Raw genomic sequence first — 10,062 nt, forward strand, 5'->3', positions numbered from 1 at the left:
CAGGCCATGGCCCGGGACAAGAAGCCGGACCTAGAGGCCGGTGACTACTCCACACCCTGTGGGGGTTACACTATTGACTTGGCCCGGGCTCGGTTGCAGGAGGAGAGAGGGGATTACCAATCGGCCGGTGAGCTGCTGCAGGCCATGGCCATGGCCATAGCCCGGGACAGGAAGCTGAACCTAGAGGCCGGTGACTACTCCACACCCTGTGGGGATTACACTATCGATATCACCCGGGCTCGGTTGCAGGAGGAGAGAGGGGATTACCAACCGGCCGGTGAGCTGCTGCAGGCCATGGCCCGGGACAAGAAGCCGGACCTAGAGGCCGGTGACTACTCCACACCCTGTGGGGATTACACTATCGATATCACCCGGGCTCGGTTGCAGGAGAGGAGAGGGGATTACCAATCGGCCGGTGAGCTGCTGCAGGCCATGGCCATGGCCATAGCCCGGGACAGGAAGCTGAACCTAGAGGCCGGTGACTACTCCACACTCTGTGGGGATTACACTATTGACCTGGCCCGGGTTCGGTTGCTCCAGGAGAGAGGGGATTACCAATCGGCCGGTGAGCTGCTGCAGGCCATGGCCCGGGACAAGAAGCCGGACCTAGAGGCCGGTGACTACTCCACACCCTGTGGGGATTACACTATCGATATCACCCGGGTTCGGTTGCTCCAGGAGAGAGGGGATTACGATACTTTTGACACACTCACCAAAGCTTGCATATCAACCTATCCCACTAGACCTGAATATACCGAGGCCTACCTCATCTGCTTAGGCGAGCAAAAAAAATGGGAGGAGTTCGACGAAGAAATTAAAGCTATTGCCAGTGAAGATAAAAATTCTCCGATTCATAGTAAAAATATTCAGCATGCCCTTTCCATTCGATATTTTCAGGAAGCTCTTTGCAAGTATGAAGAGAGAGAAAACGATGAGGGTTATTTGCTCTGCCTGACATCACTGTCTGTAGCAGATGCTATATGTAAAAAATATCCCTCTCTTGCTTCTGCCTTGAGCCAACGAGCGCACTGTTTAAGGCTTCTTGGAGGAAAAGATGGTGAATGGAAAGAGCTTTTCCGACGTGCAAATGTTATTGATCCAGAAAGAATGAACCGGGAGAAAAGGGATCGTTGGAGAGTACAGGAGCAGACAGTTCTTGATGCTCTGGGCTACTCCCATAGAGCGGGAGTCAAGCGGAAGTAGCAGCTCAATATCTTCAACAGATTTCACAGAAGGCAGGCGGGTGAAAACCTCTTTCAGGTATCTGGAAAACTAACGCCAATTTTAGGAAGACTTACCGTCCCCGGAGAAATAACTTATCCAGCTCCTGCATGGAAAGCTGAGTCCAGGTCGGACGGCCGTGGTTACACTGACCACTGCGCTCAGTCTGTTCCATATCCCTTAGCAGGCCATTCATTTCGGGAATCGTTAATTTACGGTTAGCTCGAACGGAACCGTGGCAGGCCATGGTTGCCAGCATCTCATCAATATGTGCTTTCACCTGATCACTGGAGCCATGTTTGGAGAAGTCTTCCAGCAGCTTTCGCACCATATCAGACACATTGGCACCGCGCAGCAGAGCTGGAATCTGGCGGACAACAATGGTTTCCGGTCCCATCCTCTCCAGGGTAAACCCGAGTTTCTGAATATCGTCAGAACACTCATCAACAGCATCGGCCTGTTCCAGTGATACCGCAACAGATTCTGGAACCAGCAATGGCTGGGCAGTAATACCGGCACCATGCCAGGCGGTTTTCATACGTTCGTAAGTAATGCGCTCATGGGCCGCATGCATATCGACCAGAACCATACCATTGGCGTTCTCGGCAAGAATATAAATCCCTTTTAACTGGGCAACTGCAAAGCCGAGAGGTGGAACTTCTTCTGCATTCTCGCTTGACTCTGGAACTGGTTGTCCCTTGATTTCCGCAACAGCCGCTTCAGGAGCTGACTCATGGAGCTTCTTGTAAGCATCCATATGATTGTGAATATCCATTGGTCTGGGTTGGGATGACTGGGACTTTAAGGCAGCCTGTGCACCTGCATTCGAGCCTGTATAAGCCTGGTTGGAGCTATAAGCAGAAGGTGATGTTTCCTGGCGTAGAGGGTTCAGGTTCATGCTGCCCTGTGGGCCGAACTCTCCACCTTTTACTCCTTCAGCAGGAGCTGGTGCCGGAGTATCCAGGGCTGTGGGGGGCATCTGATCTTCCGGGCGAACAGAAGCCAGCGTCCGGTTCAATGTACTGAACAGGAAGTTATGGACAGTTCGTCCATCCCGAAAACGAATCTCATGTTTGGTTGGGTGCACGTTCACATCAACCTGAGCCGGGTCGAGCTCAAGATAGAGAACAAACGCCGGATGACGTCCATGATAAAGCACATCCCGGTAGGCTTGACGCACAGCGTGAGCAATCAGCCTATCTTTGACCATACGGCCATTGACGTAGAAGTATTGAAGATCAGTTTGAGCGCGGGAGAATGTTGGCAGGCCAACCCATCCCCACAGTCTGAGATTGGATGACTCTGACTCCATATCAATCACAACAGCATTATCCATCAGCTGTGGATTGGTCAGCGTTGCAACACGGCGCTCCATCTCAACCCTTGTTTTTGCCGGGCGAAGCTGATGAATGGTGCGCTGGTTATGACGCAGGGTAAAAGCGACATCGTAATGGCTGAGAGCAAGACGTTTGACCACTTCTTCCAGATGACCAAACTCGGTTTTCTCTGTGCGCAGAAATTTGCGGCGAGCTGGTGTGTTAAAGAACAGGTCGCGAACTTCTACAGTGGTGCCAATCGGGTGTGGGGCGGGAGAAGAAATAGTTTCCATATCCCGACCTTCAGCAAACACCTTCCAGCCTGAGTCCTGCCCCTCATGGTTAGAGGTCAAAGTCAGGCGGGAGACAGAGCTGATAGAGGCCAGGGCTTCACCACGGAAACCCAGGCTGGCAACAGATTCAAGGTCTTCCAGTGCGCTGATCTTGCTGGTGGCATGACGGGAAAGAGACAGTGCCATATCATCCTTGGGAATGCCTGATCCATTATCACGGATACGAATCAGGCGAACGCCGCCGTTTTCCACTTCAACATCAATACGAGTTGCGCCCGCATCGATACTGTTTTCCAGCAACTCCTTCACCACCGATGCCGGACGCTCGACAACCTCACCGGCAGCGATCTGGTTGGCAAGGCGGGGGCTGAGTAACTGGATTCTGCGCATACTTTATTAATTAATTGATTTTAAAAATGGTGATTAATGATAACAGCAGCCTGATTCAAGATCAGGCTGGCTCGGCTTCTTTCTTTTCTTCAGTGACAACAACCCGGTTTTCACCTGCACTAAAGGCAACCAGACGACTGAGTTCACAGAGTGATCGATCACTTTGCTGCTGAAGTTCGTTAAAGAAGTTCTGAGTCGCAGCCAGGCTACGCTTGGTCGTCAGGCCTCCTTCAATGATCTCCCGCTCTCGCAGGAAAGCTTCAACATCACGGCTAAGCAGAAAAGTGTCTTTACCAAGAAAGCGCAAGGCATATGGGCCGATGTTGCCCCCCAGGCGGGAACCATGCTTTTTCAGGAACTGCCACAGGCCGATAATGTCTTCCTCCGGCCAGTCTGCGATGAACTGAGGAAAACTTCCTTCCCTATCCCTGATTTCACGAATCATCAGGGCATTTTCACGGATGCTCCACACTTTTTTCAGGTTGCGGATAATGGCTGGATCAGCCGCTTTTCGCTCCAGCATATCATCCGGCATCATCAGCAGCTTATCGACATCAAAGCCCCAGAACAGCTCTTCAAATGCTAGCCATTTGTTATCCACAACCCGCCATACAAAACCTGACTGGAAAACCTTGCGGGTGAATTCGGCCAGGAACCGGTCTTCAGGAACATCGGCAAGATTGGGGTTGGGCAGATGTTGCCTGACCAACAGTTCAAGATTTTCCTCACCGCCTTTGCGCGTGGCAGCAAGGTCATAAATCGTTCGATAGTTGCAGGATTGCATGCGAGAAATCCAGGGTGAATTTTTTCACATTCTATTGGGTGAGAAGAGGTGTGGGAACTGCTGATTGTTCCCAACAGGAACTGGAAGAGCCATCATGCTCAGGGTATTAACGACTTGCTGGTATTTAGCCTTCAGGCTGTCGGAGCGTTGTCATCCAGCTTCGTGTTATATCAGATAGGCTGGGAAGGACTGCTGTTATTAACACTTCCCATTCTTTTCGCTATGGCTGGTCTGGTTCTTTACTGGATCAGGAGGGGAAAACCGGAAGCCTTGGCGACTTCCGGCCAGTGAACTAACTGGCAGACAGATCAATCGCTTCACCAGCCTGTTCAGATGAGCAGCGGTTGAGCATGGCGTAAAACTCTTCGCCGTTGCTATCGCAGATCCAGGCATTCTTCTCTTCATTGAAGTCAAAATGGAAGCCACCGGCACGGGCCGCCATCCAAAGCTGGCGCAGGGCTCCCTGGCGACTGAGGATAATCTGGGTGCGGTTTTCGAAGGTCAGGGTAAGAATGCCCGCCGCTGTTTCGAAATCAATATCTTCGCCGCTTTCATCGATGGCATCTTCAATAGCCATCATCAGATCATCCAGAAGATCGTTAAATTCTGATTCGTTCATGCTTTTCAGTTCTACTCTCATTTTGGCTGCGGATTGTCGTACAGACAGAGCAGTTCAGCAATGCTGCTATCTGTAATAGTCCCGGTGCCGCAGGTATACTGGATTCTTATTACGCGCATTTATAACGGGAGTCCACCATGAAACGCGTCCTGGCGTTGATTACCTTTTGCTGTCTGCTCACCGCCTGTGGTCAGAAAGGTCCGTTGTATCTTCCGGATACACAGTCTTCCGACTTTACTGTTGAGCAGGGAGGTTCGGGTAGCTGATGTCAGAGTTTCACTATCAAAATGGTGAAATGTTTGCAGAACAGGTCTCGCTCACACAACTGGCTGAAAGTGTCGGGACTCCTGCTTACGTTTACTCCCGTTCTGCCATAGAAGCGGCCTATCAGGAATATGCTGAGCCCCTGGCAGATATGCCCCACAAAATCTGTTTTGCTGTGAAAGCCAACTCCAACCTTGGCGTACTCAATGTTCTGGCTAAACAGGATGCGGGCTTTGATATCGTCTCTGTCGGCGAACTGGAGCGGGTTATTGCAGCCGGTGGTAAACCGGACAATGTAGTGTTCTCCGGTGTAGGCAAGCAGGATCATGAGATTTGCCGGGCACTGGAGGTTGGTGTCTGGTGTTTCAATATTGAGTCCATTCCTGAACTGGATCGCCTGCAGGATATTGCTGCCGATATGGGCAAAACCGCGAGCGTTTCTCTGCGCGTGAACCCTAATGTTGATGCTCAAACTCACCCATATATTTCAACAGGTTTGAAAGACAACAAGTTCGGCATAGATATTGAGAAAGCAGACGAGATTTATCTGCGAGCTTCCAGGCTGTCCAATATCTCTATACAGGGTGTGGATTGCCATATTGGTTCCCAGCTGACATCCATGGACCCATTCCTCGATGCGCTGGATCTTCTGCTGGCTCTGGTGGACAGGCTGGCTGAGAAGGGCATCAAACTTTCCCATCTCGATCTGGGTGGTGGCCTGGGTGTGACCTACAAGAATGAGCAACCACCTGCCAAAGCAGACTTTATCAAAGCCGTGCGCGAACGCATTGGTAAGCGCAAGCTGTCTTTGGTACTGGAACCAGGACGTTCCATTATTGCCAATGCCGGTGTGCTGCTGACTCGTGTTGAGCTGCTCAAGCATACAGATCACAAGAACTTTGCCGTTATAGATGGGGCTATGAATGATCTGATTCGTCCGGCTCTGTACGGCTCCTGGCACGCCATTAACCCTGTGATTCCCCGTGGAGGTGAAGAGCAGGTTTATGATGTTGTTGGGCCTGTCTGCGAAACGTCCGATTTTCTGGGTAAAGAGCGTTCGCTCTGTCTGGAGAGCGGGGATCTTCTGGCCGTGATGTCAGCCGGTGCCTACGGTATGGTGATGGCATCCAACTTTAATACTCGTGGTCGCCCTGCTGAAGTTATGGTGGACGGAAGCAAGGCTGATCTGGTTCGTCGCAGGGAGACAGTGGCCGACCAGCTGGCTCTGGAGTGTTTGCCCGGGGAGAAGGCATGCTTCTGAAATTTACCAAAATGCATGGTCTCGGGAATGACTTCATGGTGATCGATGGGGTAACCCAGAATGTTCGCCTCACTCCCGAGAAAGTGCAGCAGCTGGGTGACAGACACTTTGGTGTCGGCTTTGACCAGCTGCTGCTGGTAGAGCCTCCTGACGATCCGGATATGGATTTCCGCTATCGGATTTTTAACGCTGACGGCAGTGAAGTCGAACAGTGTGGCAACGGTGCTCGCTGCTTTGCCGCTTTTGTTCTTGAACGGAAGCTGACAGGCAGCAAACGTATCAAGGTGCAGACCAAAGGCGGCCCGATTGAACTGCGGGTGAACCGGGATGACGAAATCACGGTTGATATGGGGCTGCCCAAGCTCGAACCCTGGGAAATTCCCTTCAAAGCTGACCGCCAATCAATCACCTACAAGCTGGAAGTTGAAGGCAGGGATGAAGAGATTGCTGTTGTTTCCATGGGCAACCCCCATGCAGTTCTGCTGGTGGATGACTGCAAAAGCACACCGGTAGAAAGGCTGGGGAGTAAGATCCAGAGACATAACAGATTCCCTGAAAACTGTAATGTCGGCTTCATGGAAGTGGTCAATCCTGGGGAGGTGAACCTACGGGTTTTTGAGCGTGGCGTAGGGGAAACCCTGGCCTGTGGCACCGGGGCCTGTGCGGCTGTTGTTGCTGGTCGTTTGCAGGGGTTGCTTGAACCGACAGTTAAGGTCAACCTTCCCGGAGGCACCCTGACCATCACCTGGAAAGAACAGGATCTGCCTGTCCTGATGACCGGGCCGACAACCAGAGTCTATGAGGGGCATATAAGGATATGAGCGACGACGGACTGGAATTGGCGGAAGCTGACCTGCTCACAGATGAGCAGGTTGAAATCTATCTGGCTGCAAATCCTGATTTCTTCTGTACCAGAGATGACCTGCTTGGCCAGCTGAAAATCCCACACAAACGTGGTGATACCATCTCTCTGGTTGAGCGTCAGGTTGCTCTGCTACGTGAGCGCAATGAAAGTCTGCGTGAGCGTTTGAACGACCTGCTTAGTATTGCCAGAGACAATGATCGCCTGTTTGAGCGAACCAAGCGTCTGGTGCTGGCTGTGATGGAAGCAGAGACTCTGGATGAGATCACCGATGCCGTTGAGGACAGTCTGTCCCATGACTTTGCTATTGATTATGTTTCCCAGGTTTTGATTGCAGATTCACCGATTTCCTCCCGCCTTCCATGCCATTCGAAAGAGGTTGTTGGAAGCAAAATCGGGATGGATGAGTTCCTGGAAAGCAATCACGCTATGGGTGGAAAACTTCGTGACAGGGAATTGAAATTCCTGTTCCCCGAGAATTATAAAATGGTGCACTCTGCCGCAGTTGTCCCTCTGTATTTCAACGGTGCTTTAGGCCTGTTGGCGGTAGGAAGCCGGAAGGAAGATGATTTTCGGGTAGGCAGTGGAACGTTGTTCCTGAGCTTTATTGCTGAGGTTGTCGCTCGAGCGCTTGATCCTCTGATGCCTGCACGTACTGATGAGACGACAGATCAAAGCTAATGGGCCAAAAGCTGAAATGGCAAAGCGCCATAACGTTATGGCTGAATTATCTGAAGTATGAGCGGAATCTGTCTGCCAACACCTGCAAGGCTTACCAAAAAGATCTGGAGCGCCTCCAGTCTCATCTTGATGATCTGACCTGGGACCAGCTGAAAGAGAGCGATGTTCGGCGGGTTTTGGGACATCTGCGAATGGGCGGGCTGGGTGCCCGAAGCCTGCATCGCTGGCTGTCGTCTGTTCGCAGCTTCTATGACTTTATGATGCGTGAAGGCTTTACCAAGGATAATCCTGCCTATGGATTACAGGGGCCCAAGCGCGATAAACTTCTCCCAAAAGCGATAGATGCTGACCAGATGGCCAGCATGCTGGATGTTGCCGGGAATGGCCCTCTGGCCGCGCGTGACCATGCCATGATGGAGCTGTTTTACTCAGCAGGATTACGGCTTTCGGAACTTGTTGGACTTGATCTGGTAGATCTGGATTTGGCTGCTGGTGAAGTTCGTGTGCTGGGTAAAGGTAATAAGCAACGTATTGCTCCGGTAGGCAGTAAAGCCCGTGACGCTCTTAAGGTGTGGCTAAAAGCTCGCAATACTTTGGCAAAGGAAAATGAGCAGGCTGTCTTCGTCTCAAGAAATGGTCACCGTATCAGTAACCGGCAGGTACAGGTTCGGGTTAAAGAATGGGGTAAGCGACACGGTGTTGATACACCAATTCATCCTCATATGTTGAGGCACTCATTTGCCAGCCATCTGCTTGAATCCAGCGGTGAATTGCGGGCTGTTCAGGAGCTGTTGGGGCACAGCGATATTTCAACCACTCAGGTTTACACTCATCTGGATTTTCAGCACCTTGCTAGTGTTTATGACAAGGCGCATCCCAGGGCTAAGAAGAAAGATTAATAATTACCGTTGTTGTCGGAAACACCAAAAAGCGACAACAGATTTCAATGATAAAGTGACAATTAGAGTCCACTGCTGAAAGATAAACTGACAATTATTGCTAACTGGAATGAAAGAAGGCTCGACAGTTATGCTGCAGAGCCTTTAGTTTTGCTGCCTGTCCGGCAGATCACGTACCAACAAAGGTTAGAAATACGTTGGCGAATTTCTCAACTGCTTATCCAGCAGGCTTGTGTAACGAGTAAAGGACGTTATAGATTAACTCGGTTTTGGAACCTTTGGGCTGAGCATATCAAATGGAGCCGATGGATAGAGTTGTTATTGTTGGTAACTCTGGTTCTGGGAAAAGCTGGCTATCTGGTCGCTTGGCTGAGGGGCTCAATTTACCTAATGTTAGCCCAATGGCACTGACTTAAGAGCTAATCCCTTACCAGACAAGGCTTGCCAGAGGGAGAACGATTTTCTACACCGTTCTTTTCAAAACCATCGCCTCTGACAAGCCATGAAAAATTCTAGCGCAACCTTGAGAGAGTACACTCAAAACTGTCTACACCAGATGGCGCAATGTGCTGACGAGCCCTTGTCCACTGTTCTCACTGAAGAGGACCTACTGAACTTTCAGCAACGCGGAACTGGCAGAGTTCGCAATTATCCTGCTGAGAAAACTCTATCCCTGTTCCTTCGCCAGGTAGCCAGTGAAGAAAAGTCCTGTCGTAAGGTTCTGATTGCAGATGCAGCCGATCAAACTGCACTCAACAATATGCGACTAACAACGCACAATAGCGCCTATTGCAAAGCCCGCCAACGGTTGGATGAGCATGACGTGAAAGCGCTCTTCCAGCTTTCAGGGCAGCGGTTTGATGAAGCCAGTCCAGAGCGTTGGCTGTGGCATAACAGGCGCGTGGTGTTGGTTGATGGATCAACACTGTCCATGCCTGACACGTCCACCAATCAGCCCGAGTATCCGCAGCCATCAACCCAAAAAAAGAGATCGGCTTTCCGATTCTGAGAATACTAACCCTGATAACACTGGGGAGCGTCGCTGTTCTGGATTATGCGACGGCTTCCTATGAGGGCAAGGAAACCGGTGAACAGGCTCTTTTGAGGCAATTGTTCTCTCGCATTCAGGAAGGCGACATTATTCTTGGAGACGCCAATTTCGAGAATTATTTTCTCCTTTTTCTTCTGCAGCTGGCTGGCGCAGATGACGGGGCAGTCCCCCAGGGAAATCAGTTTCAGAGCGGCACAGCAAACCGTGCGAGACTTCCACATATTATACCATTCGCACGAGATAACTATTCCAAACATTCAGAGCTAAACTTGATCGAAATGTTTGGAAGACCCTTTCGCTATGCCTCGTTCTTGCCAGTTCTCCGAAAAATTTTTCTCTACAGATTTTCAACACGCTGCCAGACATGCCGGTTCCTGTCGGGAGTGCGTCCGTTTATTAGGGCTCGCTTTTTTGCAGCAAG

At 50.9% G+C, this 10,062-nt stretch carries 12 protein-coding genes; 8 read left to right on the plus strand and 4 right to left on the minus strand.

Features of this window, described 5'->3' with window-relative positions; translation table 11 throughout:
• A partial coding sequence (locus M3P05_RS19735) for a hypothetical protein (protein ID WP_249701841.1) occupies positions 1-1,203 on the plus strand: 1,203 nt, incomplete at its 5' end.
• 91 nt (positions 1,204-1,294) lie between these two features.
• On the opposite strand, the gene mutL is transcribed toward M3P05_RS19735, so the two are convergent.
• Positions 1,295-3,220 carry a DNA mismatch repair endonuclease MutL gene (gene mutL / locus M3P05_RS19740; RefSeq protein ID WP_249701842.1) on the minus strand — a complete coding sequence of 642 codons (1,926 nt, stop codon included), beginning with the start codon at positions 3,218-3,220 and terminating at the stop codon, positions 1,295-1,297.
• A 61-nt stretch (positions 3,221-3,281) separates the two neighbouring features.
• Positions 3,282-4,004: a DNA-3-methyladenine glycosylase I gene (locus M3P05_RS19745; RefSeq protein ID WP_249701843.1), complete on the minus strand. Its 723-nt coding sequence runs from the start codon at positions 4,002-4,004 to the stop codon at positions 3,282-3,284.
• Between the two features lie 48 nt (positions 4,005-4,052).
• Between M3P05_RS19745 and M3P05_RS19750 the strand changes: the two genes are divergently transcribed.
• Complete coding sequence (locus tag M3P05_RS19750; RefSeq protein WP_249701844.1) at positions 4,053-4,295, plus strand: hypothetical protein; 243 nt, start codon at positions 4,053-4,055, stop codon at positions 4,293-4,295.
• A 1-nt stretch (position 4,296) separates the two neighbouring features.
• Here the strand turns inward: M3P05_RS19750 and cyaY are convergent, their stop codons facing one another.
• Entirely contained in the window at positions 4,297-4,623 is a 327-nt protein-coding gene (cyaY, locus tag M3P05_RS19755; protein ID WP_249701845.1) for an iron donor protein CyaY, read from the minus strand.
• Between the two features lie 137 nt (positions 4,624-4,760).
• Here cyaY and lptM point away from each other — a divergent pair, with 137 nt between their 5' ends.
• From lptM to M3P05_RS19785, 6 genes are all read left to right on the plus strand, one after another.
• The gene (lptM, locus tag M3P05_RS19760; protein WP_249701846.1) at positions 4,761-4,889 is read left to right on the plus strand and encodes an LPS translocon maturation chaperone LptM; all 129 of its coding nucleotides are present in this window, start codon (positions 4,761-4,763) and stop codon (positions 4,887-4,889) included.
• Entirely contained in the window at positions 4,889-6,148 is a 1,260-nt protein-coding gene (gene lysA / locus M3P05_RS19765; protein WP_249701847.1) for a diaminopimelate decarboxylase, read from the plus strand. The genes lptM and lysA overlap by 1 nt, the downstream gene beginning before the upstream one ends.
• A complete protein-coding gene (gene dapF / locus M3P05_RS19770; protein ID WP_249701848.1) occupies positions 6,139-6,969 on the plus strand; it encodes a diaminopimelate epimerase in 831 nt (276 codons plus the stop codon). The genes lysA and dapF overlap by 10 nt, the downstream gene beginning before the upstream one ends.
• On the plus strand, positions 6,966-7,691 hold the full coding sequence (locus M3P05_RS19775; protein ID WP_249701849.1) for a DUF484 family protein: 726 nt from the start codon (positions 6,966-6,968) through the stop codon (positions 7,689-7,691). The genes dapF and M3P05_RS19775 overlap by 4 nt, the downstream gene beginning before the upstream one ends.
• Positions 7,691-8,590, plus strand: coding sequence for a tyrosine recombinase XerC (gene xerC / locus M3P05_RS19780; protein WP_249701850.1), 900 nt, complete (start codon positions 7,691-7,693; stop codon positions 8,588-8,590). The genes M3P05_RS19775 and xerC overlap by 1 nt, the downstream gene beginning before the upstream one ends.
• A 502-nt stretch (positions 8,591-9,092) precedes the next feature.
• The gene (locus M3P05_RS19785) at positions 9,093-9,599 is read left to right on the plus strand and encodes a hypothetical protein (protein WP_249701851.1); all 507 of its coding nucleotides are present in this window, start codon (positions 9,093-9,095) and stop codon (positions 9,597-9,599) included.
• A gap of 5 nt (positions 9,600-9,604) precedes the next feature.
• Here the strand turns inward: M3P05_RS19785 and M3P05_RS19790 are convergent, their stop codons facing one another.
• Positions 9,605-9,862: a hypothetical protein gene (locus M3P05_RS19790; RefSeq protein WP_249701852.1), complete on the minus strand. Its 258-nt coding sequence runs from the start codon at positions 9,860-9,862 to the stop codon at positions 9,605-9,607.
• Positions 9,863-10,062 lie beyond the last annotated feature (200 nt).

Origin of the sequence: Parendozoicomonas callyspongiae, assembly GCF_023502345.1 — a bacterium.
Taxonomy (GTDB): domain Bacteria; phylum Pseudomonadota; class Gammaproteobacteria; order Pseudomonadales; family Endozoicomonadaceae; genus Sansalvadorimonas; species Sansalvadorimonas callyspongiae.

Bases quoted from the DNA above. Each gene is read 5' to 3' on its own strand.
- M3P05_RS19745 (WP_249701843.1), bottom strand. From the start codon at position 4,004: ATGCAATCCTGCAACTATCGAACGATTTATGACCTTGCTGCCACGCGC.
- lysA (WP_249701847.1), top strand. From the start codon at position 4,889: ATGTCAGAGTTTCACTATCAAAATGGTGAAATGTTTGCAGAACAGGTC.
- M3P05_RS19785 (WP_249701851.1), top strand. From the start codon at position 9,093: ATGAAAAATTCTAGCGCAACCTTGAGAGAGTACACTCAAAACTGTCTA.
- lptM (WP_249701846.1), top strand. From the start codon at position 4,761: ATGAAACGCGTCCTGGCGTTGATTACCTTTTGCTGTCTGCTCACCGCC.
- dapF (WP_249701848.1), top strand. From the start codon at position 6,139: ATGCTTCTGAAATTTACCAAAATGCATGGTCTCGGGAATGACTTCATG.
- mutL (WP_249701842.1), bottom strand. From the start codon at position 3,220: ATGCGCAGAATCCAGTTACTCAGCCCCCGCCTTGCCAACCAGATCGCT.
- xerC (WP_249701850.1), top strand. From the start codon at position 7,691: ATGGGCCAAAAGCTGAAATGGCAAAGCGCCATAACGTTATGGCTGAAT.
- M3P05_RS19790 (WP_249701852.1), bottom strand. From the start codon at position 9,862: ATGTGGAAGTCTCGCACGGTTTGCTGTGCCGCTCTGAAACTGATTTCC.
- M3P05_RS19775 (WP_249701849.1), top strand. From the start codon at position 6,966: ATGAGCGACGACGGACTGGAATTGGCGGAAGCTGACCTGCTCACAGAT.
- cyaY (WP_249701845.1), bottom strand. From the start codon at position 4,623: ATGAACGAATCAGAATTTAACGATCTTCTGGATGATCTGATGATGGCT.